Origin of the sequence: Exiguobacterium alkaliphilum (assembly GCF_018138125.1) — a bacterium.
GTDB classification, from domain to species: Bacteria; Bacillota; Bacilli; order Exiguobacteriales; family Exiguobacteriaceae; genus Exiguobacterium; species Exiguobacterium alkaliphilum.
Genome location: NZ_CP073101.1, coordinates 956,161 through 981,750 on the forward strand (window position 1 = coordinate 956,161; position 25,590 = coordinate 981,750).

Sequence of the window (25,590 nt, forward strand, 5' to 3'; positions counted from 1 at the left end):
GATGGCCACGTTCACAGGCTATATCGTCGACATCGGGGAAGCGAAGATTCGCGTCGCCCCATCGCCGGAAGCCGAGCCGTTTGACGGAATCGTTTTTCATTTGGAAGAAGGGCTCGAGCATGAGCCGCCGCTCGCGATCGGCCAACACGTCCGGGTCGAACACGACGAGAAGATGACGCGTTCCTTGCCGCCACAGGCGACGGCGCACCGAATCGATGTGTTATGATGGGGTTGAGGTGAGGGTATGGGAAAAGGAAACATCGTTTGGCTCGGCGCGGTCATCGGATTTAGCGCCTTGCTCGTCTGGTTGTTGCAGGACGTCATGCCGTTTTGGATGTTGTCGATCATTCTGCTGTTGCTCGGTGGGCTGCTCGGCAACTTGCAACGGAAATTCAACAAAGACACGTGAAAAAGCACGTCTTCCGTCATTCGGAAGGCGTGCTTTCTTCGTCGACAGGCTCATCGGACGATGCCGCTGGGTCTTCTTTCGATTCTTCTGATTTCGGCTTGTCTTCTTTTACCGGTGGTTCGGTTTTCGGTTTATCGGTAGGCTTGTTGTCCTGCTTTTTCACCGGCTTCTCGGTGTCGGCCGCCGGTTTTTCCGGCTCGACCGGTTCGGCCGGTTCCGTTACCGGCGTTTCTGGTTCAGCCGGCGGTTCGGTCACTGGCGGCTCAGGTTCGGTCACCGGTTCCTCAGGTGGCGCCGCTTCAGCTGGTGCCTCCTCTTCAGGCGGCGGGGTCGCTTCTAAGGGCTCCTCGACAGCTGGTGCCGGTTCGGCTGGTTCAGCCGGTGCTTCGGGCTCAGCTGGTGTCTCGGGTGCTGGCGGCGTTTCTTCCGCCGGCGCAGGAGCTGGTGCTGGTGCTTCCGTCACAGGGGCCTCTTTCGGTAGCGGAGAGATCGGTGCGACCGGTGCGAGTTCGGCCGTCGGTGGTGCCGGCGTGTCCGATTCGAGGAACGACTGGACGTCTTGTTCGAACAAAATGACCGGTAACGTCAACTCGCGCAAATGGATGGCGAGCACACGCCCGTTCTCGGTGAGGAGCGGACTGCCGATCGCGTAACGCGGCAAATCGAAGTTTCGCTCATAGCCCGTCTCACTGAACGTGACCGTGCCGTTGATGCGGTCTTTCGACGTCATCGTCAGGAGTGACTCATCGCTTGCGGCGATTGCTTGAGTGAACGAGAACGGCGTCAAATCAACTTGTTCGATACGGATGACGGCGATGGCGTCGTTTCGCCCGACGACCGTCCCGGCGATCTCGTTTCCGTCCCGTTCGAGGATGATATCCGTCAAACCGGCCACGTTCGAAGCGGCCGTCAAGACGTCTTGTGGACTGATTAAGAAACCGGTGCCGTTGCTGACGGTGAAGAGGCTGTCTTGCAAGGCGTCGAGGTCGGCGGGAGTCGCCGCATCCGCCGAGACGGTGTCGTCGGTCACATTCAAGCGGACTTTGTCGGCAAGGGAGTCGGCCGAGCGCGAACTGTCCTTGAAATAAGCGTTCGTCACGACGGCGATAAACGCGATGAGGGCGATGGCAAATGGGACGACGAACCAGCGATAGCGACGTGAGCGGTGGCCACACGTCGGACAAGCAGTCGTTCGCGAGCGGGTTTTCGTTCCGCATTTCGGGCAAGTCACGAGGATGACACCTTCTTTCTCCAAAACATAAGATGTATGCCTATTCCTTAATTGTTCGGGGGATAAACAATAATTGACCAGGTTTAGAAGTCGAAATCGGGAATTGAACGATGAGCGCTTTTTTGAGATGACTAAGGGGACTTAAAATCGATGAATTCGAGGTGACTTCCCATGATTGTGAGATGTAGCCATTGCGGGCATGAACAGTTCGTCAAAGACCATAAGTTTGATCGTCACTACCGCGCAGAATATGAAACGGCGATTCTCGTATTTTGTGACCGTAGATGTTGCGACTCGTCACAAGTACCAATCCCAAGAGGCTACATTAAATTAGGCATGTGGCTTGGTGGATGGTCACTCGTCCGATTGATGACGACAGAAGAGTATAAAGCCATGAAACGGACAAAGCGGATACTAGAAGCCGGTCTTGCGCAAATGGACACCGAGGATTAAGGGTTTACTCCGCCCAACGATTGTCATGGGTGAACGAGACGGTCAGCCATTTCTCATACGGTAAGAAGGCGAGCGCGTCGAACAGCTGTTGCCGAATCTTGTCCTGGTCGGCGATCGTGTCGTACGGGTAGTCGCGCGGAACGACGAGGTCGATTTCAAGGAACAAGACGTTGCCGGACTTCGTCGTGCGGACGTATGTCTTGTCGACGTCGAACTGATGGGCGACTTGGAGTACGGTCAACCGAATTTGGTTGCTGTAGGGCGTGCCCGTGTCCATGTCAATCAGTTCTTTGATGGCCGTCCACATCTCGATGAGCGGGGTGCGGACGAGCCAAAGGGCGCTCAAGATGAGCATGACCGGGTCGATGTAAGGGGCGACGGCCTCGAACGAGAGCCAGACGAGCACTTGGGCGATGAGATATCCGATGAGGCCGCTGACGGTGAGTAGTGTATCGAGCCGCCATTGTACGACTTCCGCCGTGACGAGCCCGGAGCTCGCCTTCATCTTGAAGCTGTTCAAATAGCGATAGATGCTATACGAGATGCCGGCGCTGATGGCAAGGTAGACGAGGGCACCGCTAAGGACGAGGTCGTTCCCGCCAGCGCGGATATCATCGATTGCACCGAGGAAGGCGTTGACGATGACGAATAAGAGGACGCCGTATTGGAACAAGATGATGAACGGTTCAATCGTGCTCTTGCCGAACGGGAAGCGCTTATCGGCCGTCAACATGAAGACGCCGGCCCGGAGTGAGATCCAGCTCATGATGACGCTCAAGAATGAATACACACCGTCGAACAAGATGAACGACGAGGACAGCCAGAGGCCGACGAGAATGCCGGCGATGGCGAAGAAGAGCGAGGCAAAAACGGAGAAGCGTAAGACAAAGCGCTCGAGTTTTGGATCTTTTGGCATAAAGATGCCTCCTTATAGCGAAAACTGAATAAGATGGTAACTCTTTTCCCGTTCGCTACACATTTTAGTCTGGTCACTCTCTAGGCCAAAGAAGGAGAAAATGATTGTTTAGATAATGTTGTTAGAGCGGTGACCCGTGCTGAATGTGATAGAACTGTAAGTTGAAAACTTGAACAAAAGGAGCAAAATTCATTGAAAGACAAGCGATATATTATGATAGGAAGCCTAGTTATTGTGGCAATCTTACTACTCCTCCCACTCCAACAAATGCTTGCGATGGATGAGCCGGAATACTTGGTCTTCGAAGGACAAAGTGACTCATGGAAGGTCGTCATCGAGGTGCGGCAATCAAAAAGAAATCTTGATCAGTACGTTGTCAGTGAACGACATGAACTGAATTATAACGGTGAGCCGATAGAAGGCGAGGTCCGAGACTACCCGGTGGAATGGCGGATACAAAGTGTCCTGTCTTCAAAAAAATCATCCAGTATGGTCAGTCATTTTTCGGAGTTCCTTGGCACTGCGGAAGGCGGTACGACGATGGAGACGAATGCTAGCAGTAAAGTGGCAGACGTTGATGATGTATTCCAAGTCGATATCGTTTGGAATGAGGGGATGAATGAACAAGTCACTTTGACATGCGTTGCTTGGGAGTGAATTGCGACCCAGTTAATTGGAAAAATTGGTTACGAATCATGAAACAAATCCTGTATACTCAAACAAACACATAGAGGTTTAGGGGGGATCAGGATGAAGTTTGTGATTTTGTTCGGCCCGCAAGCCGTCGGTAAGATGACGGTCGGGCAGGAGTTGGCGAAAGAGACCGGGTTAAAACTATTCCATAACCATATGACGATTGACCTCGTCAGCCCGTTCTTCAGTTACGGGACGAAAGAGGGACGCCGAATCGTCGAACTGTTTCGGGAAGAACTGTTCGAATCGGTCGCGAAAAGCGACTTGCCGGGCATGATTTTCACGTTCGTCTGGGCGTTCGACATGGAAGAGGACTGGGCGTACGTCCGTCATGTGACGACGATTTTCGAGTCACGCGGGGCTGAGATTTATTACGTCGAACTCGAGGCGGACATCGAGGAACGGCTCATCCGCAACACGACCGAGAACCGGCTCACGCATAAGCCGACGAAACGGGACATCGCCTGGTCGGAAGGGGAATTGAAGCAGACGGCGACGATGTACCGCTTGAACTCACGAGACGGGGAGCTCGTTGTCGACAACTATTTACGAATCGACAACACGCATCTCGACGCGACGACCGTCGCGGCACGCATCAAACAACATTTCCAGCTATGACAAAAGCGAGTCCCAGGGAAGGGTCTCGCTTGTCTTATGTCCACCAGTCGGGGCGTTGATACGATTTCAGTAGTTTTTTTTCGACGAGACGTTGGTCGAGGTAAGACGTGACGCTCGGTAACATGTAATCCATGTCCGCCGGATGTACCATCACCTCGATGGATGCGCCCGGCTGGATGACGTCGAGCGTCTCTCGTGATATACCATCGCCGTAGAATTGATCCGTGAACCGTTCGGTCACCCACAACTCCCGATGTGCGCCAAGAGTCGGTAAGGCCCGAAACGTCGTCTCATATTCTTCGGCGAGCCGGACGATGACGTCTTGAATCGGGGCCCAGCCGTGAACGTGGTGATGGCTGTCGAGGATGCCGCGGTTCACGCCGGTCGTCAGTCCGAAGTCGTCGGCGTTGATCAAGACGTGCGTCTTACGCATGGACGAGACCGAGCGCTTGGTCGAGAACTTGGTCGCCTTTCATGAGACCGTACGCCATGTTGTCGATGACGGCGACCGGCACCGAGACCGACGATTTGATTTTCCCTTCGAGGTAACGGACTTGCGGTCCAATCAAGATGACGTCGACGCTCGTTTGTTCTTTCAAGCGTGACTCCGGGATTGCTTCGATTGTGGCGTCTAGGCCGCGGTTCGCGGCCTCGGCCCGCATTTTCTCTACAAGGATCGATGTCGACATACCTGCCGAACAGACGAGTAAGATGTTCATTTCGTTTCCTCCAATCGATTGAGCCGTGAAATCATATCGATCATCTCGACGGCGAGTTCTTTGACGGTCATCGCCGTCATGAGGTGGTCTTGGGCGTGGACGAGGAGGACGCTCATGTCGCTCGTCGTCCCGCGCGCCTCTTCTTGCAACAGTTCGGTCTGCATCTTATGCGCCTCTAAAAAGGCGGCGTCAGCCTCTTTCAATTTGGCCACGGCCGTCTCCACTTCACCACGCTTGGCGGCATGGATCGCCTCGAACGCGGACGAGCGGGCGTTGCCGGCATGTAGGATGATCATGAACGATAATTGTTGTAGCGTTTCAGTTTTCACGAAATCTTCTCTCCTTCGTTGACTTCTGCTTTATTTTTGTTGATTTCAGCCGTCATCGCTTTGGCGCCGGCCATGACGAACGGGATGTACATCGCCGTCGCGATCGTCAAGTTGACGAGTTGGAGCAAGACGCCGCGGACGCTGCCGCCGGTGACGAGGTAACCGCTGATGATCGGTGGCGTCGTCCATGGCACGATGGCGACCGTCTTCGGTACCATGCCTGTAGTCAAAGCGACGTACGACACGATTGTGAGCGTGACCGGTACCAAGATGAACGGGATCAACATGACCGGGTTCAAGACGATCGGGAGACCGAAGATGACCGGTTCGTTAATGTTGAAGAGACCGGCTGGTGCCGACAGTTTTGCAACTTGATGGTACGGGTGTTGGCGCTGTTTCCGCACGACGATGAAGATGGCGAGCAGGAGCGCGAACGTCGTACCCGATCCACCCATGAAGACGAACGTGTCGAGGAACGGTTTCGTCACCGTGAACGGCACGTCATACGCCGAGGCGCCGGCTTGGAATGCGGCCAAGTTCTGTTCGATGAGCGGCAAGTAAATCGGCTCGATGACCGAACCGATGATGTTCGTGCCGTGTAGCCCGAAGAACCAGAGGATATGGTTCAAGAAGGCGATGACGAGACCGGCCGCGAGCGAGTCGCCGAACCCTTGGAGCGGTTGTTGGATGACTTTGAAGATGACCTCGAAGATGCTGAGCTCGACTTGGAGCGTCATGAACAGTTGCACACCGGCGACGAGCGTCAAAATGAGCATTGATGGAATCAACGCCTGGAACGAACGGGTGACCCCGCCCGGCACCCCGTCCGGCATTTTGATCGTCAGTTTCGTGTTGATGAGGTAACGGAACAGTTCGCCGACATCTTCGCGGTCGACGAACAGGCGCCGATTCAAAAGATTGAACGGCTCCGCCACGCCGACGGGCATCCGACGCAGTACGAGATTTCATTTATTCCGTGGAGTATCGCACCGGGCATCACGAAAGAACAGGCCGAGCACTCGCTGTTTCAAACGCTCGCGAACGTCCATGATGTCCACGTCGCGAAGACGACCGAGGCGCTCGAGATTGCACTCTCGGATGAGAAGGTGAGCGGTCTGCTCGACTGTCCGCTCGGGACGCCGTGTTTTTACATCGAGACGGTGACCGAGGACGCGTCAGGGAAAACGATCGAATATTCACGGTCTTACTTCAGAGGGGACAAGACGAGCTTCGTCATCGAGCGGAGCTATTCCTAACACGCCGGCTATCGGCGTGTTTTTTTATCGATTATCTCGTCTGACAGAGAGACTTCGCTCTCCCTGATTCATTGCAACGCGCGTGTATGTTGCGTAAAGTTGGAGGTAGAAAGGCGGGATGATATGTTGTTCAAAAAGAAAGCAGAGACGGAAGAAACAGACGTGAAGCGATTCGTTGTGAAGCTGACGGAACAGTTGCCGGAACTTGGGCAAGTGACGATCCTCGTCGATACCGAGACCGGCGTCAACTATATCCAAACGTGGGTCGGCACGAGCGGCGGCATCACGCCACTTGTTGACGCGAACGGAGACGTCGTCGTCGAGAATGTGCCGCCTTATGGGCATCGATGAATCGGATTGAGAAAGGATTGAAGTCGTATGCACATCATCGAGTTTAACGGGGTCAGTCACGGGGACATCCTACATAACGTGACGGGCTACTTCCGTGAAGGGCGCATCACGACGTTCGTCGGCCCGAGCGGTGCCGGTAAGACGACGTGTTTGAAGCACATCAACGGACTGCTGTCCCCGGATTCGGGCACGGTGTATTTCAAAGGGGAAGACATTCAACAGCTCGACATCATCGCCCTGCGTAAACGGATCGGCATGGCGTTCCAAAGTGCGCCGATGATTGACGGGTCGGTGTATGACAATCTGAACTTGCCGAAAGCGATTTTCGGGGAGACGCTCGACCGAGATAAGGCGGCCTCGCTATTACAAGCTGTCGACTTGGGCGAACGGATGCTCGACAAGCCCGTCAAGACGCTGTCGGGCGGGGAACGGAGCCGCGTCGCCATCGCTCGGACGCTCGTCAACAAACCGGACGTGCTCCTGTTAGATGAGATCACGGCGAGCCTCGACTATCGGACGGTGAAAGAGATTGAACGGCTCATCGTCCGCCTGCAGCGCGAATATGGGGTCACCGTCATCTGGATCACCCATGACTTGGATCAAGCGCGGCGCGTCAGTGACGACATGTGGTTTTTACGGAACGGCGAGTTGATCGAGTTCGGGGACGCCTCGTTCATCGACGAGTCGGACAATCCGATGATCGGGCGGTTCGTGAGGGGGGAAGAGCTATGACGTTCGTCGAACTGTTGACGTCGCTCATCTTTGTCGCCATCCCGCTCGGACTGGCGCTCTATCTCAAGCTCGGGCTCGAACGTGACATCGTCATCGCGACGGTGCGTTCCATCATCCAACTGTTGGTGATTGGCTACATCTTGACGTTCGTCTTCGAGAGCGACAACCCGGTGTTCATGCTCTTCATGATCCTTCTCATGATCGGGGCGGCGACACAGAACATCATCAAAAAAGGGGACGGCATCCCCGGCATCACGTGGATGATCGTCCTCACGCTCGTCACGGTCGAGGTGCTGACGATGGGGCTCATGCTCGGGCTCGGCATCATCCCGTTCGAGCCGGACAAGGTCATCCCGATTAGCGGCATGGTCATCGGCAACTGTATGGTGTTGTCGCTCCTGTTCTTGAACAAGTTCAAAGACGAGGTCGAGCGGAGCGACGAGGTGATTGAGCTCATCTTGTCGATGGGCGGGGCGCCGAAGACGGCGATTGACCGGAGCTTGAAGAACGCCATCCGCACGAGCATGATTCCGACGGTCGAGGCGCAAAAGACGATGGGGCTCGTCCAACTGCCGGGCATGATGAGCGGGCTCATCATCGGCGGAGCCGACCCGATGGAGGCGGTATTGTATCAACTCCTCATCTTGTTCCTCATCTTGACGACGGCGACGATCTCGGCCGTCATGGTCGGGTATCTCGCGTATCCGCGCCTGTTCAATGAAAAGCTTCAGTTCGTCGGCTTGACGTATCGAAAGGGGAAAGCAACATGATTCTAGGTATCCATCACGTACAAATCACGGTCCCGACCGGGGAAGAAGCACGGGCCCGTGCCTTCTATTGCGAAACGCTCGGGTTAGAAGAGATGGAAAAGCCCGCGTCGCTACGAGGACGCGGCGGGTTTTGGCTCAAACTCGGTGACCAGAGCGTCCACGTCGGCGCAGAGGACGGCGTCGACCGCTCCCGAACGAAAGCCCACGTCGCCTATGCCGTTACGGATTTGGAGGCATGGGGACGACGGTTGGAAGCGGAAGGGATTGACCGCATCACGGGCATCCCGATTCCGGGTTTTGACCGGTTCGAGTTCCGTGACCCGTTCGGCAATCGTGTCGAGATGATTCAAGCGATATGACAAAGAGGTCGGGACATAACTCAGTAGATTTATAAGAAAGAGGCCACCTGGCGCGACTCGTTCGCGCCAGGTGGCCTCTTCTCCTTTTTATGGGTTCTTACGCACATTTCGATATAAACAGATAGGGGCGACCTCTGATAAAGTTAAAGTGACCAAACCATAACTTTGGAGGTGCCCCTATGTACAAAGAGTATACCATGAACCAGTTGGTTTTGCCCCTAGATTTAGAAGTTCGGCTCCCGGAGAACGACATCGCCTTCGCCGTCCACGACCTCGTCGAACAGATCCCGGACGAGGCGTTCGAGACGTTCTGGCGAACGACGGGCTGCCCGGCCTATCACCCGCGGATGATGATGAAGATCGTCCTCTGCGCGTACACGCAGTCCGTGTTCTCGGGTCGGAAGATCGAGGGCCTTCTCAAGGACAGCCTGCGCATGATGTGGCTCGCCCAGGGACACGAGCCGAGCTATCGGACGATCAATCGGTTCCGAGTCCATCCGGCCGTCGCCCCGATCCTGAAGTCCGCCTTCGTCACGTTCCGTTGCCACCTCGTCGAGGCGGGTGAGATCGATCAGGAGGCGATCTTCATCGATGGCACGAAGCTCGAGGCGAACGCGAACCGATACACCTTCGTCTGGAGGAAGGCCATCGAGAAATACAGCGCCGCACTCGTCGAGAAGTCGAATCGGCTATACGAGGAGCTGATGGCCGAGCAGGTCATCCCAGAGATTGAGCGCGAGAGCCCGGAGGCGCTCTCGGTCGAAGAACTCGAGGAGGTCGCGGCGCGACTCGGGGAAAAGGTCGACGCGATCGATGAGGAAATCGGTTCGACGACCGACGTCGAGGAACGCAAACGACTGCGCGCGAGACGCAAGGAACCCCGCCGCCTCGGCAAGCAGGCCTCCGACTTCGCTGCCCGGAAACGCCGATACGAGGAACACATGGCCGCCTTTGGCACGCGGAACAGTTACTCGAAGACCGACAGGGATGCGACATTCATGCGGATGAAGGATGATCACATGAAGAACGGACAATTGAAGCCCGGCTACAACGTCCAGATCGCGACCTCGGGCCAGTACACGCTGGCGTATGACGTCTTTCCGAACCCGACCGACATGAGGACGTTGGCCCCGTTCCTCGACGAGGTCGAAACGTTCCTCGAGTTACCCGCCTACATCGTCGCCGATGCGGGATATGGGAGCCAGCCGAACTACACGGACATCCTCGAGCGCCGGGGGCGCGTTCCCTTGATCCCGTACACGATGTACCGGAAGGAACAGAAGAAGAAGTGGCGCGAGAACCCGTTCAACATCTCGAACTGGGCGTACGACAGGGAGTCCGATGCGTTCACCTGCCCGGACGGGAGACGGCTTCCGTTCAGCCACGAATCCCGTAAGACCGACAGGGACGGGTTCGTCCGCGAGTCCCGCATGTATCTGAGCGAGGACTGCGGCGGGTGTCCGTTCCGCGACCTGTGCACAAAGGCCGAGGAAGGGAGCCACCGCCAGGTCGGTGTGAACGTGGCCTGGGAAGAACAAAAGCATATGACGAGAACGCTGCTTTCGGATGAGAAAACGGGTGCCCTCTACGCCAGACGCAAGACGGACGTGGAACCAGTTTTTGGATATCTGAAGGCCAATTTGGGTTTCACCCGCTTCTCCGTCAGGGGAAAACAGCGCGTGAGACGCGAGCTCGGCTTCGCGCTCATGGCGGTGAACCTGCGGAAGTTCATCGCCACCGTTGTCGCCCGAAGTACAAAGAAGGGGTCCGGTCACCGAAAATCGGTGACCGGACCCCTCTTTTTGATTGAAATACTTTAGAACTGGCTAGTTATGTCCCAGCCTCTTTGTTTTATGGAATGGGTGTTCCTTGATGAAACTTCATTTTCCACGTTCCGTCAATCCGTACCCAAATCGAGCTGCGAAGCGCAACGTTTCCGGTCGCACGGTTCTCGGTCCGATACGTGGCGAGGACAACGTCGTCACGGATGACTTCGAGGTTGAAGTCGGTGAGCGAGACGTCGATCTCGCCGAGGTCCATCGTGTTCGTGTCCTCTTCTTTGTAGAGGAGGCGTCCGGAGCTGCCGATTTCAAAGAAATCTTCGGTCACGAGTTCGCGCAACCGCTCCGGCGACGAACGGACTTCTGACGTCAACAATAACCGTTCCTTCTCTTCAATCAATGGTGCGAGCATCGCGTCACTCCTTTCTGGACGGTCAACCGTGTACCGTATTCGTTTTCCCGAAATTCATGACGATGACACCGAGCACGATGACGATGAGTCCGATACTGTTCAACGTCGACAACACCTCGCCGTAGACGAACACGCCGATCAGCCCCGTCGCGACCGTGCCGAGGCCGGCCCAGACGCTGTAGGCGATGCTGAGCGGTATCGTCTTTAAGACGATGCCCATGAGTGTGAACGAGACGGCGAAACTTGCGAGCAGAATCATGCTCGGAACGAGTTGTGTGAACCCGTCCGACAGCTTCAACATCGAGGTCCCGAGCACCTCGAACGCGATCGAGAACAGTAAGAATACATATCCTTTCATCCGTGTCCCTCCTATACTTTCATCAACACGAGCCCGACGATGACGAGTCCGATGCCGGCGACGGTCTGTTTGCGGACTTGCTCGTTGAAGACGAGAAACCCGATGAGTGCCGTCGCAGCCGTGCCGACCCCGCTCCAAAACGCGTAGGCGAAGCTGAGCGGGATGGAGAGGAGGGCGAGCGACAATAGATAAAACGCCGTCACATAGCCGAGCGCGACCCCGACAATCGGGAGACGGGTCGACGACGTCGCGTTGAGCTTGAGCATGCTCGAGCCGAACACTTCAGAGATGATCGCCAAGGCGAGATAGAGGAAGCCCATCTTAGCCACCTGCCTGTTCGAGCGCGTCACACTTCTGAAGGATGAGCCGGGCGGCCTCGTCCTTGAAGGCGTCGCTATAGCCGTACGTCAACGCGAACCAGAACCCGTCACATAACAGCCGAAGTTCGAGTACGCGCGGGTCGGTCCCGTCGGCAAGAAAGCGTTCATCCCATCGGCGTGCCGCCTCGTTCCAGATAGCACCGCTCGCATCTTCTTGCGACGAGATGAAGACGGCGCTCAGGCCGATTCGTGCCGCCTCCATATAGTCGAGTGTCGCCTGAGCGTAAGCTCGTGTGAACGGGTACGGTCCGTCCGTCATATGATGATGGATCCGTGTCTCGAACTCGGTGATGGCGAGTTCGTTCATTTGGCGGAGCAAATTGTCTTTCGTCTCGAAGTGGTAGAGCACACCGGCTTTCGTGATGCCGACACGCGCGGCGAGCCGCTCGAGCGATAGTTGTTGAATGCCGTCCTCCCGAATCATCTGGGCGGCCGTCTCGAGCAGTAATTGTTTTTTGTTCATCATGTTCACCTCATTAACTTTACTGAACGGTCAGTAAAGTCAATATATCAAGTTTGAATTGTCTTGTCGAACCGATTACTCATACATGAATGATTTTTTTGCGTATAAGGAAAGAAAAATATTCCCAGTCCCTTTTTGACAATTTGGCATTGCACATCCTTTTTTTGTTTGATATGCTTCTCAATGAAAACGATAATGATAATCATTATCAATGAGAACGAGTCCATAGAAGCGTCCATACATAGAACAGAAGACGTGGACACGTTCGAGTTGAGACGAGTGTCATTCAAACTAAATACATAAGGAGATGGACAGAATGGGGAAATTGAAAGTGTCACTCATGTTGACAGTACTCATCTTCGTGCTTGCCGCATGCGGCGGGACGACAGAGACGAAAGAAACAGGAGAAGTGGAAGGTGCCGAGGCGCCGAAAACGGTCGAGATCACCGATGCACACGGCACGATTGACGTACCGGTCAACCCGGAGAAGGTCGTCGCCCTCGACAACCGGACGTTCGAGACGCTCGCGGCGTGGGACATCGAACTCGCGGCGGCACCGATCGGATTGTTGCCGGCCGAGTCGCCATATGCGAAAGACAGCGACATCGCCGACGTCGGCATGCACTTTGAGCCGAACTTAGAGGCGATTGCAGGCGTCGACCCGGACGTCGTCATCGTCGGGCAACGTTTCGCCGATTACTACGAAGACATCAAAAAACTCGTACCGAACGCGGCCGTGATTGACTTGTACATCGACATCCCGGAAGATACGGGCACTCCGGGTGAGATTTTGGTCAAAGGGTTGACGGACACGACGCTCACGCTCGGGAAAATCTTTGATAAGAACGAAGAGGCGGCACAGCTCGTCGCGGACCTCGACAACTCAATCGATGGCGTGAAATCAGCTTACAACGGCGAAGACACGATCATGTCGGTCATCGTCTCAGGCGGAGACATCGGCTTCTCGGCACCGATTTCAGGTCGCGTCTATGGCCCGATGTATGACATCTTCGGCTGGACACCGGCGTTAGAAGTCGAGAAGACGATAGGCGACCACCAAGGGGATGAAGTCTCGGTCGAAGCAATCGCCGAAAGCAACCCGGACTGGCTCTTCGTCCTCGACCGCGACGCACCGCTCGCTGGAGCGGAAGGTGCCGTACCGGCAGCGGACGTCATCGACAACGCCCCGGCGCTTCAAAAGACGACAGCCGTCAAAGAAAAGAACATCGTCTACGCACCGAACGACACATATTTGAACGAGTCGATTCAAACGTACGCTGAAATGTTCAACGACATCGCACAAGCGCTCAAGAAGTAAGGCGTGCGATCGTGCAAACACCACTAACTCGGGCTGAGACATTGTCTCAGCCCTCCTTTTCTACCATATGGACGAAGTCGTTCATCTTCGCGACGCTCGTCGTGTTGATGCTTGCGGTCTTATCGCTCGTTACGGGCGTGTATGATATTCGCGCCGACTTCGATATGTTTTGGATCACCCGTGTCCCGCGGACGGTCGCCCTCATGTTGACGGGGGCGGCGATGGCGATGTCGGGGCTCGTCATGCAGCTCATTACCCAAAACCGGCTCGTCGAACCGACGACGACGGGGACACTCGAATGGGCCGGGCTCGGGCTCTTGACGGTGTACTTGCTCGTACCGGCACCGACGCTCATGATGCGGATGACGGGGGCGATCGTGTTCTCGTTTGTCGGCACGATGGTGTTCTTTTGGTTTTTGCGTTCGGTCAAGCTACGCTCCTCGTTGATCGTGCCGATTATCGGGCTCATGCTCGGTGCCGTCATCTCGGCCGTCTCCACGTTCCTCGGTCTGTTCTTCCGGATGAGTCAGACGCTCGAAGGTTGGTTCGTCGGCTCGTTCGCCTCGGTCCAAGTCGGGCGCTATGAGTATTTATGGCTCATCCTCATCGCGACGGTGCTCATCTTCTTGCTCGCGAACCGGTTGACGCTCGCAGGACTCGGGGAAGACGTCGCGACGAGCCTCGGGGTGAACTATAACCAGCTCATGATGGTCGCGACGGGGCTCATCGCCCTCTCGGTCGGGGTTGTGGCGACGGTCATCGGCAACTTGCCGTTCCTCGGCTTGATCGTCCCGAATCTCGTCTCGATGTTTCGGGACGACGACCTCCGCAGCAACTTGCCGTAGGTGTGTGTCGTCGGCATGGGGACGATTCTCGTCTGTGATTTGATTTCGCGGACGATTATCGCGCCGTTCGAGCTGCCGGTCTCACTCATTCTCGGGACGGTCGGTGCGTTCGTCTTCATCGGGATTTTACTTAGACAACGGAAGCGGGGAGGGGTTCGATGAGTACGGTCATCGAGAAAGAAGTGTATGAAGTGGACGTCCATCCGCTTCAAGAAAAGGAGCGGAGCGCGTCGGCGTTCCGTTCGAGGCGGGAGGAGCGGCGCTATTGGCTCTTCCTTGCCGCCTTCATCATCGGTGGCGTGTTGTGCGCGCTCGGGCTGTTGCTTTACAACAATCCGGTTCCGATTGACTCACCGTCGTTTTGGCCGGTCGTCGAGCGGCGCGTCGTCGCCGTCACGACGATGGCAATCGCGGCGCTCTGTCAGAGCCTCGCGACCGTCGCGTTCCATTCAGTGACGAACAACCGCATCATCACACCTTCGCTCCTCGGGTATGACGCGCTCTATTCGACGATTCAGACGAGTATGATTTTCTTCTTCGGTGCCGGCGCCTTGGTCGGTTTTACGGGGACCGGTGCGTTCTTGACGCAGGTCGGACTGATGGTGCTCATGAGTCTTTTGCTATACGGCTGGTTATTGTCGGGGAAATACGCCAACCTGCAGCTCATGCTGCTCGTCGGGATTATCATCGGGACCGGGCTCAACTCGGTGTCGACGTTCATGCGCCGCATGCTCGCCCCGTCCGACTTTGACATCTTGCAGGCGCGGCTGTTCGGTTCGGTGACGAACGCGGACGCGGCCTACTTCCCGATCGTCATCCCGCTCGTGCTCGTCGTCGGGGTATTATTGTACGCGTTCTCGAACCGACTCAATCTCGTCTCGCTCGGGAAGGACGTGGCGACGTCGTTCGGGGTGAACCATCGCGGGAGCGTCATCTATACGCTCATTCTTATCTCGCTCCTCATGTCGGTGTCGACGGCGCTCATCGGGCCGCTCACGTTCTTCGGTTTCTTGGTCGCGACGCTCAGCTACCAGGTCGCCTCGACGTATGACCATAAATACGTCTTCCCGATGGCGTACGCGCTCGGCTTCTTCGTTTTGACGAGCGCCTACTTCTTCATGTACCACATCTTCAACACGCCAAGCGTCGTCTCCGTCATCATCGAACTGTTCGGTGGCATCATTTTCTTGGCAGTCATTCTTAAGCGGAGGTCCTTATGATACAACTCGAACAAGTGAAAAAATCGTATACGGATAACGTCCACATCGGGCCGATCGACCTCGATATCCCGAAGGCCGGCTTCACGTCACTCATCGGTCCGAACGGGGCCGGGAAGTCGACGACGCTCATGATGATCGGCCGTCTGCTCCATTTAGACGCGGGTCAGATTCAAGTCGCCGGGATGGACGTGTCGAGCACGAAGTCGAAAGACTTGGCGAAAATCATCACGATTCTCCGGCAAGAGAACCATTTCGTGACGCGCTTGACCGTGCGCCAACTCGCCGGATTCGGACGTTTCCCGTACTCGAAGGGACGATTGACGAAAGAGGACGAGGCGATCATCTCGAAATATATCGACTTTCTTGATTTGACGCATCTCGAGCACCGCTACCTCGACGAACTGTCGGGCGGTCAGCGCCAACGGGCCTACGTCGCGATGGTGCTCTGTCAGGAGACGGAATACGTTCTCCTCGACGAGCCGCTCAACAATTTGGATATCGCCCGCTCGGTACAGATGATGGGATACTTACGTCACGTCGCCGACGAGTTCGGCCGGACGATCGTCACCGTGCTCCACGATATCAACTTCGCGGCCAAATACTCGGACCGAATCTGTGCGATGAAAGACGGGCAAATCGCTGCGTTCGGGACGGTCGACGAGATTATGAACGGGGACATCTTGTCCGACATCTTCGAGACGAAGCTCGAGGTCATCCAAGGCCCGTACGGACCGATCGCGGTCTACTAATATAGAAGGAAGTGACGACGATGCAAATTTATTGGACACCAATTTTAGAGGTCATCGAAGAAGCGGCTGATACATACACGTTCCGACTCGAACGACCGGACGGCTTCACGTGGGAGGAAGGGGCGCACACGCATTTTGCGCTCAAAGGGTTCAACAAAGAGGAGCGACCGAACCGGAGTCTGATTCGCCACATGTCGATCTCGACGTTGCCGCGAGAAGGCGTGATTGGCATCACGACGCGCATCAAAGAAGAATGTTCCGAGTTCAAGTCGATTCTCCGGGAAATAGCGCTCGGTGAGAACGTCGCCATCTTCAAGACGCATTCGAACGTTCCGTTGAAGCGCGCCGGGAAGAACGTCTACTTGTTGTCGGCCGGGGTCGGGCTCGCGACGTTCCGCCCGCTCGTCCTCGGCTATGTGGCGGATGGGGAAGGGGTGCCGCACCTCCATTCGTTAAACGTCGACTCGTCGGCGAACTATCTATTTCAAGATATCTTCACATCGACCGATACGTTCACGGCTGACTTCGTCGACAGTCGCGTTCGTTACCACGAGGCGGTCAAGACGCTCGCGCAGGATATGGACGGGCTGTATTACGTCGTCGGGAGCGATGACTTCTTGCGCGAGACGATTGCGATGCTATGTGAGCGGGGCATTGCGCGCGAACAGATTGTGCTCGATAAGCATGACTTTCAAATGGATGCATTTTTCACAGAAAGAGACGAGGACGTGATTTCCTCTTAATGCAGAAAATCAGACTTGAGTAATCTAGCACAAAAAAGGTATTAGATCCATTCATGTCAGAATGAGTCCGATACCTTTTCATTTGCGAACGACGTCAGGCGTGTCTCAGAATGTGAACTCGATGCCTTTCGAGGTGAGCCAAGCGATGATCACGCCATACCCGAATATGCTGATAGCTGAATAGATGAGGAGTGTAGAACGCCTCATCCCAATCGAATGCCCAATCACACCGACGACCCATGACCCGAGTAATGGCGTGACGAGGATAATCGACCAGCTGCCATGCTCGCGCATCAAATGACTGAATCGGTGTTTCTCGAGACGATCGAGCCAGCCGCTGAGGCGTTTGAAACGATGGAGCCAATCGTAAAAGTACGCGAGCAGGGGAACCGGCAAGAAGTTACCGAACCCGGCCCAAAGCACCGCAGAGACATGATCGAGACCGAGTAACATCGTACTCGGGATGGCCAAATAGATTTCGAACATGGGGAAGAATCCCATAAACCATGCAGTTGCAGACAGACTGATGTATTCAAATAGACTCATGTCAATTCTCCTTGATCATATGTCTTTTCAAACGTAAACGTTGTGAAATGAATTTCCGCCTCTGGTTGAGGAAGCGTGCTACCCTCTGCATTCGAGTCATTGCTTAATCCATTTCGCACTCCGGCCGAGTCCAGATGGAGCGATTTCCCCTTCATCCCGCAATTCCCGAAGAACTCGGTTGATGGTTGCCTCACTGATGTCGGGGCAGGCGTTCCGAACATCCGACTTGGTAAACGGCCCGATTCTCCCTTCTACGAATCGTCTAATCCGGATGCTCTTGCTTTGACTTCCTGACGTGACGAGGCCAACACGTTCCTCAAGCTCTTTATAAGCCGCAAGAATCACGCTCAACAGATAGTTGATCCATGGGAACGGGTCTTGTCGGTTCTCATGCCAATGGATCGATGACAACCGTAGAGACTCATAGTAGTCCTCTTTCCGTTCCTCGACAATCTTTTCGAGACTAATATAGCGGCCGACCTCAAAGCCGAATTGATACAACAGCAACAAAGTCACCAGCCGGGCCATTCGTCCGTTCCCGTCATTGAACGGATGAATCGATAAAAAGTCGAGGACGAACATACTAGTCAAGATGAGTGAATCGACGTCTTCGTTTTGCCGACGTTCTTTTACACTGTCGCATAAGGCCTGAACAGCCGTCGGGGTCTCGAATGCTGGGACAGGTACGAAGCGCGTCCGACGCGTACCGTCGGGGAAGGTCTCGCTAATCTCGTTATCGATATTTTTCCAGCGCCCGCCTTCGACCGGAACAAATTTGTAGAGTTCTTTATGAAGCTGGAGCAGGATGTTCGGGTTGATTGGGATATCTTGAGCTGAAGCATGGATTAAGTTCAATACATCCCGGTACCCGGCAATTTCAGCTTCTGAGCGGTCGGCCGGATCCGAGGTCTTCGACATGATGGTGTGTAGGCGGCTCTCGGTCACGACGATTCCCTCAATTGCATTGGAAGCCTTTGTCGATTGAATGACCGCGACGTCACGTAACGTGTTCAAGATTTGAGGCGCCTGTTGTTTATATAGGTCTTGTTTGCCTTTATATTCATTGATGCGACCAATCAATCGTACGGTTTCCATCGGCAAGGCGAGATTTCTTAAATATTGATAATCGTAATTTCGCATAACACTCATCCCCATTTATAATCAAAATTGATTAAATATAGTCATTTGATTGATTTTTGAGTATGTTTAATTCTAATATAACTGATTTATGATGGTATGTACGTGATAAACATACTCATTTTGAACAGAAATAAGTATGTTTAGAGAATGGTGAGCTATATTTCAGGTTATGATTGAGAAACGGTAAAAAAGCGCATCTCCGATTTTCGTGGAGACACGCTTGAGTGATGTATTTCGTCATACTCAGACCGAGGACACATGCCCCGCACTTTTCACGCAACATGCAACGAACCGCTCGAACAGATTTTGTCCCTCGGGCGTGCCGATTGACTCAGGGTGGAACTGGACGCCATACGTCGGATGCTCGGGATGCTCGAGCGCCATGATGACACCGTCTTCCGTGCGAGCGGTCACGATGAGATCCGTCGCGTGAACGACGAGTGAGTGATAGCGCATGACATTGAGCGGATCGCCATCGAATAAGACGGACGGGATCGTCAAAATGCGTGACGTTTTCCCATGCATGACTTGATTTGCTCGGCCGACCGTCCCACCGAACGCCTCGGCGATGACTTGGTGGCCGAGACAGATACCGAGTATGGGCATCACGCCGGAGAGCTCCCGGACGACGTCGAGCGAGACGCCGGCGTCCTGCGGGCCGCCGGGGCCAGGGGAGATGATGATCCCGGATGGATTGACGTCCCGAATCGCCTCGACCGAGAGTTCATCGTTCCGGACGACGGTGACGTCACTAAACCGGGCGACGTCTTGATAGACGTTATACGTGAACGAGTCGTAGTTGTCGATGAGTAAAATCATGCGAACACCTCCAAAAGGGATTTGGCCTTATGCAGCGTCTCTTCATATTCCGACACGGGGTCGGAGTCATAGACGATCCCGGCACCGGCTTGGACATGGGCCGTGTCGCCTTGCACGACCATCGTCCGGATGGCGAGGGCGAAGTCGAACCCGCCCCGGACGTCGAGATACCCGACCGCCCCGGCGTACACTTCGCGTTTCACCGTCTCGAGCTCGTCGATGAGCTGCATCGCCCGAATCTTCGGCGCCCCGGACACGGTGCCGGCCGGAAGACAGGCGCGCAACGCGTCAATCGGATTCAAGTCGTCACGCAGCTCGCCTTCGACCTCGGAGACGAGGTGCATGACGTTTTTGAAACGTTCGAGCTCGATCTGTTTCGGGATCGTCACCGTGCCGACCTTGGCGACGCGGCCGATATCGTTTCGCCCGAGGTCAAGGAGCATCCGGTGCTCGGCGAGTTCTTTTTCGTCAGCGAGGAGCGACTCCCCGTGACGGACGTCTTCTTCGACCGTCTTGCCGCGCGGGCGAGTGCCGGCGATCGGGTTCGTCGTGACCCGGCTCCCGCTCACTTGGACGAGGCTCTCCGGGGAGGCGCCGAGGACGATCGCTTCGCCGAGGTCGATATAGAATAGGTACGGGCTCGGGTTTTGTTTCCGGAGTGTCCGGTAAAAGTGGAACGGGTCGCCGGTGAACGTCGCGTCGATTCGTTGCGACAAGACGAGTTGGAACACCTCGCCTGCAAGAATCGCTTCCTTCGCCTTCAAGACGCGTTCGATGAACTCATCCTTCTCGGTCAAGATGCGCTCGCTCGTCCGGACGACCGGTTCGAGCGTATGTGTCTGTGCCGTCTCGAGTTGGTGTTGAATCATGTCGAGCCGTTCCGTCGCGTCCGACTCGCCGGTGTCGATCAAGATGACCTGTTCCTCGAGGTGGTCATATAAGACGACCGTCTCATAGCGCTGGAACAACGCGTCCGGCAAGCCACGCGTCTCGCTCGGCGTGTTCGGGATCGGTTCGTAGACACGTTGCATGTCGTAACCGATATACCCGATGGCGCCGCCGATGAACGGATACGGGGCGTCCGGGACGTCACGGGTGATGAGCGCGGACAAGTGGACGAGCGGATCGGCCGTCTCAATCGTTCCGTTCGCGTCCGAAACACTCGTCCCGTCGACACGAATCGTCTCGACCGGATTCGCTGCGACAATCGAGTAGCGGCCGTGCTTGCCTTCGGCGCGGCTTTCGAGCAATACTTTCCGTTCACCTGCTAGACGGTGGAAGATGGCCACCGGTGTCAGTTCGTCGCCATTGATGATTCGTTGTTCCATAAGATTGACCTCCTTAAAATAAAAAATCTCCTCGCCCGACATGCCCAAACGGACATGAAGGACGAGGAGATTCCCCGTGTTGCCACCTTCGTTGAGAGACGACGTGTCTCCCCACTCATCGCGAACAATCATTCGCTGTCCTCGGTAACGGGAGGACCCGTCAGAGCCTACATATCGGTCTGAACGCTCAAAAGCCCATTCACGCAAGACACGTCACCGGTTCGCATCGACCACCGGCTTTCTGAAGACGTCCCTTCGCGCTACTCTTCTTTCTCATCGCGAGTTCGTATGATGTTATCGTCACTTTACCGGGCGCGGGACGACTTGTCAATACGCTGGTGTTCAAAATTCCGAAATCAAGATGAAATCTTTTCGTAACACAATTGAAACATTTTCTGTCATATCCCGTATACTATATCCAAGGTGATTCACCTAATACTTGGAAAAGAGGGAAACAAGATGAAACGAATGGTGCAACGGACCGTTGCGACATTGCTCGCGGTCCTACTCGTCGTCTCGCTCGTCCCGCCACGCATCCACGCCGATGCCGGGGCCGGCATGAAGCAGGCGGCACGGCTTGAGGCCGGGAAGGCTGTCACGTTCACGACGGGCGTCGAACCGGTCAATACATACTGGTTCAAGCTAGAACGGAACGGTCCGAGTGACATGACGCATATGCAAATCGTCATGGAAGCGACGAAGCTCGCTCACATCTCGGTCTATCCGAGTGCGGACATGGGCGCGAAGGACGAGACGTTTTACCCGTATCGGGCGAGCGCCTCGAAAGAGGACGGGAAAGCGACAATCAACCTCCCATACGCTTGGGAAGGACCGTACTATGTGAAAGTCGAGTATATGCCGATGGAGACGCCGGACATGTACCCGCCGGAAGAGAGCTTCTCGCTTGAAGAAGGGGAAGAATCAGAAGAACCGCCGGGCGAGCCGGACTTGTCCCAGTTCGCCTCGGAGATCGAGCTCGTCTACAACCCGGTCAAACTGCCGGTGAAGTATGAGCAGCAAGGCGGTGACATGTGTGCCGTCGAAACGATCTTCATGTCAGCGAACGATAAAAAGACGATGCTCGAGTTGATTCGCCACGTCCAGACCGGTGTCCTCAACCAGTCGGAACAAGGGCGTGAGCTCGCGGCACTTTACTACCGCGCCTCGCCGTATATCGTCAAGGCGGTCACGTTCGACAAGGCGAAACGTCAAACGGCCTATCAAGACCTCATGACGTTGAAACCGCTCTTGACGGCGCTCGTCGACCGGAAACAGCATACGGTCTCATCAAAAGAAGCGACGGCAATCAACCGGATGCACGCCCTCGTCAACCAGAGCGTGCCGGAAGGCTTGAAGGCGGACATCGCCTCGGTCGCAGGCAGCGTCGGCATGGATCAACTCGCCGGGACACCGATCACGGACGTGTTCAACCGCATCGGCATCACGGTGAACGTCTCGGACGCGCCGCGTTATATCGTCAAATACAAGTCGTCACCGAGCCAATCGATTGGCAAGATGAACGCGTTGCGTGACGTCTCGGCCGAGCGTCTGTCAATCGGGGCATCGGGCGACCACTTCGCCCTCATCGACGTCGAGGCGGCGTCAGCGAAGACGCAAGCGTCCGCCCAGACGATGCTCGAAAGCGACCCGAACGTCGAGTATATCGAGCCAATCGAGAAATACTCCGCGTTCATGGCCGACCCGACGTACAGCTATCAATGGTCGGTCAACAGCCGTTCCATTTTGAAGCCGTTCGCGGATGCGGGTATCGGGCTCGACAAGTATGAGGCGCTCAAGCTGAACGCCCGTACCGTCAAAGTCGCCGTGCTCGATACCGGGGTCGACTATCGACTCCTCGACTTGAAAGGGAAAGTCGATGTCGCGAACGGCAAAAACTTCGTCGACCCGAACGGGGAAGGCGATGCGATCGACGACCACGGCCACGGCACCCACGTCGCCGGTGTCATCGCGGCCACGCAAAACAACGGCACGTCGATGCGCGGCATGATGCCGAACGTGTCGATCTTGCCGGTGAAAGTACTCGATTCATGGGGTTACGGGGAGACGGACCAAATCGCACTCGGCATCAAGTATGCCGTCGATGCGGGGGCGAAAGTCATCAACATGAGCCTCGGTGGTTCAGAGAGCCGGACGATCGGCTACATGTTGAAGTATGCCCATGACCGCGGTGTCATCATCGTCGCCGCGACGGGGAACGACGGCCAATCGCTCTTGTCGTACCCGGCCTCGTCGAAATATACGATCTCGGTCGGCGCGACGAACACGTTCGGTCTCGTCAGCGACTATTCGAACTTCGGCCTCAACGTCGACGTCGTCGCCCCGGGCTCGAAAGTCGCGAGTCTCGTGCCGGACGGCAACGTCGTCTATATGGACGGGACGAGCATGGCGACCCCGCACGTCGCCGCATCCGTGGCGCTTCTCGTATCACAACACCCACGAATGACGGTGGAAGGTGTTCGTTCGATCCTTCGCCGTTCGGCCGAACCACTCGCCTTCACGGGTGGGGACGCGCCAAAAGATCCGCGCATGTATGACGGGATGCAGCAAGTGCTCGACGAATTGAAGGTGCCGCTCCTCCCATACTATGACGTCGTCAGCGGATATGGGAAAGTGAACGTCTATCGAGCTGAGTCGATGCTTCAAATCGCGCCGAAGCCAGGCCGCGTGTTCGACAACGCGCCGGTGTTCACGGTCGCGGCGAAACCGGGCACGGTCGTCAACGTCTATAACGGGACGAAGCGCATCGGATGGGGGACGGCTCGAAACGGAAACGTGACGATGTCGCTCACGCCGCAAAAGCCGGGCACGGTGCTCCGCGTGACGTATACGAACGGTTCGCTCTTCACCGGGGAGCGCGTCACGGTCGCGAAAGGGCTCCGTCCGAATGCACCGAGTGTCACAGCTCCGCGTGCGAACGCGAAACAAGTGACAGGGAAAGCACAAGCCGGCATGACGGTCGTCGTCCGTGACGCACAGAACCGCGTCATCGGCAAGTCGAAAGTGACGCTCGCTGGCACGTACACGGCGAAAACGCGCGCCTTGAAAAAAGGCGAGCGCTTGTCGGTCCATGTGGAAGATGTGACGAAAAAAGTCAGCAAGATCACGACGGTCATCGTCAAATAAAAAAATCGGTCCTCTCGCGAGGGCCGATTTTTCATGTCAGAAGATTTCCGTGTTCAAATAGTTGACGGACACTTTCAAGTTGCCGTTCATCTTACGGAGCTCATCGATGATCTGTTTGTCTTTGACGCCGTCCTTGTTTTGGACGATATAGACGAGCTGGATCATCGTGCCGAGGTTCGTCGTCTCGACCGAGCGGAGCGCATAATACTTGTAGTGCGCCGAGAGCACCCCGTCAAACGCCGTCTCGTCATGCAGATTCTCCGGCACCGTGATCGACAACCGCTTCTTGTCCGAGCCGCCGCGACCGAAGTCGAACGTGTACAACAGGAGGATGATGACCGACAGCGACACGGTGAACAGGATGGCGAGTATGTAGAAGCCGAGGCCGCACGAGATGCCGGCCGCCATGCCGAAGAAGATGAAGGCGATGTCTTTCGGGTCGCTCATCGCGCTCCGGAAACGGATGATCGAGAACGCCCCGACGAGACCGAAGGCGACGGCGACGTTGTTGCCGATGACGATCATGATGACCGACACGGTGACGCCCATGATGATAATCGTCTGGACGAACGACTGCGAGTAACGGGCGCCGGTATGGGTCCGTTTATACAGATAGGCGATGCAAAGCGTCAAGATGAAACTGAGGAAGATCGCCGCGGCCGCCTCGAGCACGGTTAGGCGCGAGGTGACGTCGGCGAGCTGGCGTACTTCGTTAAAGAAATCGGTCATGACAAAATCCTACCTTCGCTTGAGTTTTCGTGTTCCAATAATTCGACGCTCGTACAGAACTTGGAGACGCTCTGTTTGTTGCATTCGAGGTCCGACAAGATGCGGGCGAGCCAAAACGGGACGACCTCGGACACTTTCACCTCGAGGACGACGAGCCCGGGGTCGATGAAGTGATGCCCTTCTGGCCCGTGTTCGATTCGCAAGTCGTCGTTTCGGCACATGAGGTTGTAGTCGAACGTGACGCGGAGGTCTTTCTCGAACGTCCCGGAGAACGCTTGGCGATCATAGCTGACGACCGTGTTCGGTTTTAAGTCGTACAAGTGCTGGAAGTGGAGCGCCTCTTTCAAAATTTGCGGGTTCGATGCCTCGACCGTCTCGAGCGGCTTGTTCGGGTCGCGCAGGATGTCGTACGCCTGATGGAGCGGGAGGATCGTCCGGCGCTTGTTGACGACGTTCTTGAACTTCTGTTTCACCTCGATGAACGAGGCACTGCCGAGGTCGGCCTGATCGTATACGCGCAGGCGCAACTTCTGGCGGAACGGGAGCTTGTTGCGCGTCTCGTAATAAATCGACTTGTCGTCGGAGTCGAAATAGAGGCTGACGATATTATATTTCCCTTCCGGGTTGCCATACGTGTCGTAATGCATGTACGGCATGATGAGCTCACGGAGCTCAAGGTACTTCGCAAATGGGATTAAATATTTGATCTCGTATCGCTTGAATATCTCTTGGGCCACGGTGTCTCTCCTTCATAAGGGATTATTAAATATTTGTTAAGG

At 55.6% G+C, this 25,590-nt stretch carries 32 protein-coding genes, 1 pseudogene and 1 other annotated feature; of the genes and pseudogenes, 17 read left to right on the forward strand and 16 right to left on the reverse strand.

Going from position 1 to position 25,590, the window contains the following annotated elements; genetic code table 11:
* Position 1: 1 nt before the first annotated feature.
* The gene (locus KB235_RS05040) at positions 2–226 is read left to right on the forward strand and encodes a hypothetical protein (RefSeq protein ID WP_034817819.1); all 225 of its coding nucleotides are present in this window, start codon (positions 2–4) and stop codon (positions 224–226) included.
* Positions 227–244: 18 nt separating this feature from the next.
* Positions 245–409 carry a hypothetical protein gene (locus KB235_RS05045; protein WP_034807509.1) on the forward strand — a complete coding sequence of 55 codons (165 nt, stop codon included), beginning with the start codon at positions 245–247 and terminating at the stop codon, positions 407–409.
* Positions 410–425: 16 nt separating this feature from the next.
* Here the strand turns inward: KB235_RS05045 and KB235_RS05050 are convergent, their stop codons facing one another.
* On the reverse strand, positions 426–1,640 hold the full coding sequence (locus KB235_RS05050) for a trypsin-like peptidase domain-containing protein (RefSeq protein ID WP_211780611.1): 1,215 nt from the start codon (positions 1,638–1,640) through the stop codon (positions 426–428).
* A 171-nt stretch (positions 1,641–1,811) separates the two neighbouring features.
* Here KB235_RS05050 and KB235_RS05055 point away from each other — a divergent pair, with 171 nt between their 5' ends.
* Complete coding sequence (locus KB235_RS05055) at positions 1,812–2,093, forward strand: hypothetical protein (protein ID WP_211780612.1); 282 nt, start codon at positions 1,812–1,814, stop codon at positions 2,091–2,093.
* A 4-nt stretch (positions 2,094–2,097) separates the two neighbouring features.
* Here the strand turns inward: KB235_RS05055 and KB235_RS05060 are convergent, their stop codons facing one another.
* Positions 2,098–3,009, reverse strand: a complete 912-nt coding sequence (locus tag KB235_RS05060) for a cation diffusion facilitator family transporter (RefSeq protein ID WP_211780613.1) — start codon at positions 3,007–3,009, stop codon at positions 2,098–2,100.
* Positions 3,010–3,243: 234 nt separating this feature from the next.
* On the opposite strand from KB235_RS05060, the gene KB235_RS05065 reads away from it, so the two are divergent.
* Complete coding sequence (locus tag KB235_RS05065; protein ID WP_211780614.1) at positions 3,244–3,666, forward strand: hypothetical protein; 423 nt, start codon at positions 3,244–3,246, stop codon at positions 3,664–3,666.
* 93 nt (positions 3,667–3,759) lie between these two features.
* Positions 3,760–4,320 (forward strand): AAA family ATPase, encoded by a 561-nt coding sequence (locus tag KB235_RS05070; protein ID WP_211780615.1) that lies wholly within the window; start codon positions 3,760–3,762, stop codon positions 4,318–4,320.
* A 34-nt stretch (positions 4,321–4,354) separates the two neighbouring features.
* Here KB235_RS05070 and KB235_RS05075 read toward each other — a convergent pair whose 3' ends face one another.
* Genes KB235_RS05075 through KB235_RS05090 form a run of 4 tightly spaced genes read right to left on the reverse strand, consistent with a single transcriptional unit; the run spans position 4,355 to position 6,303 of the window.
* Positions 4,355–4,753: a ChbG/HpnK family deacetylase gene (locus KB235_RS05075; protein ID WP_211780616.1), complete on the reverse strand. Its 399-nt coding sequence runs from the start codon at positions 4,751–4,753 to the stop codon at positions 4,355–4,357.
* Positions 4,746–5,039: a PTS sugar transporter subunit IIB gene (locus KB235_RS05080; protein ID WP_211780617.1), complete on the reverse strand. Its 294-nt coding sequence runs from the start codon at positions 5,037–5,039 to the stop codon at positions 4,746–4,748. Before KB235_RS05080 ends, KB235_RS05075 begins: the two co-directional genes overlap by 8 nt.
* Positions 5,036–5,368, reverse strand: coding sequence for a PTS lactose/cellobiose transporter subunit IIA (locus KB235_RS05085; RefSeq protein WP_276514422.1), 333 nt, complete (start codon positions 5,366–5,368; stop codon positions 5,036–5,038). The genes KB235_RS05080 and KB235_RS05085 overlap by 4 nt, the downstream gene beginning before the upstream one ends.
* Positions 5,365–6,303, reverse strand: a complete 939-nt coding sequence (locus KB235_RS05090; RefSeq protein WP_246514348.1) for a PTS sugar transporter subunit IIC — start codon at positions 6,301–6,303, stop codon at positions 5,365–5,367. The genes KB235_RS05085 and KB235_RS05090 overlap by 4 nt, the downstream gene beginning before the upstream one ends.
* On the opposite strand from KB235_RS05090, the gene KB235_RS05095 reads away from it, so the two are divergent.
* The 6 genes from KB235_RS05095 to KB235_RS05120 all read left to right on the forward strand — a co-directional run bounded on the left by KB235_RS05095 (position 6,250) and on the right by KB235_RS05120 (position 10,656).
* A complete protein-coding gene (locus KB235_RS05095; protein WP_246514398.1) occupies positions 6,250–6,624 on the forward strand; it encodes a GntR family transcriptional regulator in 375 nt (124 codons plus the stop codon). The genes KB235_RS05090 and KB235_RS05095 overlap by 54 nt on opposite strands.
* A 123-nt stretch (positions 6,625–6,747) precedes the next feature.
* Positions 6,748–6,975 (forward strand): DUF6440 family protein, encoded by a 228-nt coding sequence (locus tag KB235_RS05100; RefSeq protein ID WP_211780618.1) that lies wholly within the window; start codon positions 6,748–6,750, stop codon positions 6,973–6,975.
* Positions 6,976–7,002: 27 nt separating this feature from the next.
* Positions 7,003–7,707: an ABC transporter ATP-binding protein gene (locus KB235_RS05105; RefSeq protein ID WP_034817811.1), complete on the forward strand. Its 705-nt coding sequence runs from the start codon at positions 7,003–7,005 to the stop codon at positions 7,705–7,707.
* Complete coding sequence (locus tag KB235_RS05110; protein WP_211780619.1) at positions 7,704–8,477, forward strand: ABC transporter permease; 774 nt, start codon at positions 7,704–7,706, stop codon at positions 8,475–8,477. Before KB235_RS05105 ends, KB235_RS05110 begins: the two co-directional genes overlap by 4 nt.
* On the forward strand, positions 8,474–8,836 hold the full coding sequence (locus tag KB235_RS05115) for a VOC family protein (RefSeq protein ID WP_211780620.1): 363 nt from the start codon (positions 8,474–8,476) through the stop codon (positions 8,834–8,836). Before KB235_RS05110 ends, KB235_RS05115 begins: the two co-directional genes overlap by 4 nt.
* A gap of 179 nt (positions 8,837–9,015) precedes the next feature.
* Positions 9,016–10,656, forward strand: a complete 1,641-nt coding sequence (locus tag KB235_RS05120) for an IS1182 family transposase (protein ID WP_246514308.1) — start codon at positions 9,016–9,018, stop codon at positions 10,654–10,656.
* A 31-nt stretch (positions 10,657–10,687) separates the two neighbouring features.
* Here KB235_RS05120 and KB235_RS05125 read toward each other — a convergent pair whose 3' ends face one another.
* Genes KB235_RS05125 through KB235_RS05140 form a run of 4 tightly spaced genes read right to left on the reverse strand, consistent with a single transcriptional unit; the run spans position 10,688 to position 12,230 of the window.
* Positions 10,688–11,029, reverse strand: coding sequence for a nuclear transport factor 2 family protein (locus KB235_RS05125; protein ID WP_211780621.1), 342 nt, complete (start codon positions 11,027–11,029; stop codon positions 10,688–10,690).
* A gap of 22 nt (positions 11,030–11,051) precedes the next feature.
* Positions 11,052–11,387, reverse strand: a complete 336-nt coding sequence (locus KB235_RS05130) for a DMT family transporter (RefSeq protein WP_034805809.1) — start codon at positions 11,385–11,387, stop codon at positions 11,052–11,054.
* An 11-nt stretch (positions 11,388–11,398) separates the two neighbouring features.
* Positions 11,399–11,707: a DMT family transporter gene (locus KB235_RS05135; RefSeq protein WP_211780622.1), complete on the reverse strand. Its 309-nt coding sequence runs from the start codon at positions 11,705–11,707 to the stop codon at positions 11,399–11,401.
* Between the two features lies 1 nt (position 11,708).
* Positions 11,709–12,230 carry a TetR/AcrR family transcriptional regulator gene (locus KB235_RS05140; RefSeq protein ID WP_211780623.1) on the reverse strand — a complete coding sequence of 174 codons (522 nt, stop codon included), beginning with the start codon at positions 12,228–12,230 and terminating at the stop codon, positions 11,709–11,711.
* A 316-nt stretch (positions 12,231–12,546) separates the two neighbouring features.
* Between KB235_RS05140 and KB235_RS05145 the strand changes: the two genes are divergently transcribed.
* From KB235_RS05145 to KB235_RS05165, 5 genes and pseudogenes are all read left to right on the forward strand, one after another.
* Positions 12,547–13,548 carry a siderophore ABC transporter substrate-binding protein gene (locus KB235_RS05145; RefSeq protein ID WP_211780624.1) on the forward strand — a complete coding sequence of 334 codons (1,002 nt, stop codon included), beginning with the start codon at positions 12,547–12,549 and terminating at the stop codon, positions 13,546–13,548.
* Positions 13,549–13,655: 107 nt separating this feature from the next.
* A pseudogene (locus KB235_RS05150) lies at positions 13,656–14,555 on the forward strand (ABC transporter permease).
* Complete coding sequence (locus tag KB235_RS05155) at positions 14,552–15,613, forward strand: iron chelate uptake ABC transporter family permease subunit (protein WP_211780625.1); 1,062 nt, start codon at positions 14,552–14,554, stop codon at positions 15,611–15,613. The pseudogene KB235_RS05150 and the gene KB235_RS05155 overlap by 4 nt, the downstream one beginning before the upstream one ends.
* On the forward strand, positions 15,610–16,362 hold the full coding sequence (locus KB235_RS05160) for an iron ABC transporter ATP-binding protein (RefSeq protein WP_211780626.1): 753 nt from the start codon (positions 15,610–15,612) through the stop codon (positions 16,360–16,362). The genes KB235_RS05155 and KB235_RS05160 overlap by 4 nt, the downstream gene beginning before the upstream one ends.
* Positions 16,363–16,382: 20 nt before the next feature.
* The gene (locus KB235_RS05165) at positions 16,383–17,105 is read left to right on the forward strand and encodes a dihydropteridine reductase (protein WP_211780627.1); all 723 of its coding nucleotides are present in this window, start codon (positions 16,383–16,385) and stop codon (positions 17,103–17,105) included.
* A gap of 105 nt (positions 17,106–17,210) precedes the next feature.
* Here the strand turns inward: KB235_RS05165 and KB235_RS05170 are convergent, their stop codons facing one another.
* The 4 genes from KB235_RS05170 to trpE form a co-directional block, all read right to left on the reverse strand.
* Positions 17,211–17,651: a small multi-drug export protein gene (locus tag KB235_RS05170; RefSeq protein ID WP_211780628.1), complete on the reverse strand. Its 441-nt coding sequence runs from the start codon at positions 17,649–17,651 to the stop codon at positions 17,211–17,213.
* 96 nt (positions 17,652–17,747) lie between these two features.
* Positions 17,748–18,791 carry a Fic family protein gene (locus KB235_RS05175; RefSeq protein WP_246514350.1) on the reverse strand — a complete coding sequence of 348 codons (1,044 nt, stop codon included), beginning with the start codon at positions 18,789–18,791 and terminating at the stop codon, positions 17,748–17,750.
* 243 nt (positions 18,792–19,034) lie between these two features.
* Positions 19,035–19,610 carry an anthranilate synthase component II gene (locus tag KB235_RS05180; RefSeq protein ID WP_211780630.1) on the reverse strand — a complete coding sequence of 192 codons (576 nt, stop codon included), beginning with the start codon at positions 19,608–19,610 and terminating at the stop codon, positions 19,035–19,037.
* On the reverse strand, positions 19,607–20,938 hold the full coding sequence (trpE, locus tag KB235_RS05185; RefSeq protein WP_211780631.1) for an anthranilate synthase component I: 1,332 nt from the start codon (positions 20,936–20,938) through the stop codon (positions 19,607–19,609). Before trpE ends, KB235_RS05180 begins: the two co-directional genes overlap by 4 nt.
* A gap of 54 nt (positions 20,939–20,992) precedes the next feature.
* Positions 20,993–21,224, reverse strand: a binding site (T-box leader).
* A 173-nt stretch (positions 21,225–21,397) separates the two neighbouring features.
* On the opposite strand from trpE, the gene KB235_RS05190 reads away from it, so the two are divergent.
* Positions 21,398–24,082, forward strand: coding sequence for a S8 family peptidase (locus KB235_RS05190; protein ID WP_211780632.1), 2,685 nt, complete (start codon positions 21,398–21,400; stop codon positions 24,080–24,082).
* 36 nt (positions 24,083–24,118) lie between these two features.
* Here the strand turns inward: KB235_RS05190 and KB235_RS05195 are convergent, their stop codons facing one another.
* Both KB235_RS05195 and KB235_RS05200 read right to left on the reverse strand, forming a co-directional pair.
* Complete coding sequence (locus KB235_RS05195) at positions 24,119–24,811, reverse strand: DUF4956 domain-containing protein (protein WP_034817794.1); 693 nt, start codon at positions 24,809–24,811, stop codon at positions 24,119–24,121.
* Positions 24,808–25,548, reverse strand: a complete 741-nt coding sequence (locus tag KB235_RS05200; RefSeq protein WP_211780633.1) for a polyphosphate polymerase domain-containing protein — start codon at positions 25,546–25,548, stop codon at positions 24,808–24,810. Before KB235_RS05200 ends, KB235_RS05195 begins: the two co-directional genes overlap by 4 nt.
* Positions 25,549–25,590 lie beyond the last annotated feature (42 nt).

Excerpts from the sequence above, each read along its gene's own strand:
- KB235_RS05070 (WP_211780615.1), top strand. The coding sequence starts at position 3,760 with ATGAAGTTTGTGATTTTGTTCGGCCCGCAAGCCGTCGGTAAGATGACG.
- KB235_RS05170 (WP_211780628.1), bottom strand. The coding sequence starts at position 17,651 with ATGAGTCTATTTGAATACATCAGTCTGTCTGCAACTGCATGGTTTATG.
- KB235_RS05060 (WP_211780613.1), bottom strand. The coding sequence starts at position 3,009 with ATGCCAAAAGATCCAAAACTCGAGCGCTTTGTCTTACGCTTCTCCGTT.
- KB235_RS05080 (WP_211780617.1), bottom strand. The coding sequence starts at position 5,039 with ATGAACATCTTACTCGTCTGTTCGGCAGGTATGTCGACATCGATCCTT.
- KB235_RS05045 (WP_034807509.1), top strand. The coding sequence starts at position 245 with ATGGGAAAAGGAAACATCGTTTGGCTCGGCGCGGTCATCGGATTTAGC.
- KB235_RS05100 (WP_211780618.1), top strand. The coding sequence starts at position 6,748 with ATGTTGTTCAAAAAGAAAGCAGAGACGGAAGAAACAGACGTGAAGCGA.
- KB235_RS05165 (WP_211780627.1), top strand. The coding sequence starts at position 16,383 with ATGCAAATTTATTGGACACCAATTTTAGAGGTCATCGAAGAAGCGGCT.
- KB235_RS05055 (WP_211780612.1), top strand. The coding sequence starts at position 1,812 with ATGATTGTGAGATGTAGCCATTGCGGGCATGAACAGTTCGTCAAAGAC.
- KB235_RS05110 (WP_211780619.1), top strand. The coding sequence starts at position 7,704 with ATGACGTTCGTCGAACTGTTGACGTCGCTCATCTTTGTCGCCATCCCG.
- KB235_RS05125 (WP_211780621.1), bottom strand. The coding sequence starts at position 11,029 with ATGCTCGCACCATTGATTGAAGAGAAGGAACGGTTATTGTTGACGTCA.
- KB235_RS05115 (WP_211780620.1), top strand. The coding sequence starts at position 8,474 with ATGATTCTAGGTATCCATCACGTACAAATCACGGTCCCGACCGGGGAA.
- KB235_RS05180 (WP_211780630.1), bottom strand. The coding sequence starts at position 19,610 with ATGATTTTACTCATCGACAACTACGACTCGTTCACGTATAACGTCTAT.
- KB235_RS05120 (WP_246514308.1), top strand. The coding sequence starts at position 9,016 with ATGTACAAAGAGTATACCATGAACCAGTTGGTTTTGCCCCTAGATTTA.
- KB235_RS05160 (WP_211780626.1), top strand. The coding sequence starts at position 15,610 with ATGATACAACTCGAACAAGTGAAAAAATCGTATACGGATAACGTCCAC.
- KB235_RS05175 (WP_246514350.1), bottom strand. The coding sequence starts at position 18,791 with ATGCGAAATTACGATTATCAATATTTAAGAAATCTCGCCTTGCCGATG.
- trpE (WP_211780631.1), bottom strand. The coding sequence starts at position 20,938 with ATGGAACAACGAATCATCAATGGCGACGAACTGACACCGGTGGCCATC.
- KB235_RS05040 (WP_034817819.1), top strand. The coding sequence starts at position 2 with ATGGCCACGTTCACAGGCTATATCGTCGACATCGGGGAAGCGAAGATT.
- KB235_RS05140 (WP_211780623.1), bottom strand. The coding sequence starts at position 12,230 with ATGAACAAAAAACAATTACTGCTCGAGACGGCCGCCCAGATGATTCGG.
- KB235_RS05190 (WP_211780632.1), top strand. The coding sequence starts at position 21,398 with ATGAAACGAATGGTGCAACGGACCGTTGCGACATTGCTCGCGGTCCTA.
- KB235_RS05195 (WP_034817794.1), bottom strand. The coding sequence starts at position 24,811 with ATGACCGATTTCTTTAACGAAGTACGCCAGCTCGCCGACGTCACCTCG.
- KB235_RS05075 (WP_211780616.1), bottom strand. The coding sequence starts at position 4,753 with ATGCGTAAGACGCACGTCTTGATCAACGCCGACGACTTCGGACTGACG.
- KB235_RS05135 (WP_211780622.1), bottom strand. The coding sequence starts at position 11,707 with ATGGGCTTCCTCTATCTCGCCTTGGCGATCATCTCTGAAGTGTTCGGC.
- KB235_RS05145 (WP_211780624.1), top strand. The coding sequence starts at position 12,547 with ATGGGGAAATTGAAAGTGTCACTCATGTTGACAGTACTCATCTTCGTG.
- KB235_RS05130 (WP_034805809.1), bottom strand. The coding sequence starts at position 11,387 with ATGAAAGGATATGTATTCTTACTGTTCTCGATCGCGTTCGAGGTGCTC.
- KB235_RS05155 (WP_211780625.1), top strand. The coding sequence starts at position 14,552 with ATGAGTACGGTCATCGAGAAAGAAGTGTATGAAGTGGACGTCCATCCG.
- KB235_RS05105 (WP_034817811.1), top strand. The coding sequence starts at position 7,003 with ATGCACATCATCGAGTTTAACGGGGTCAGTCACGGGGACATCCTACAT.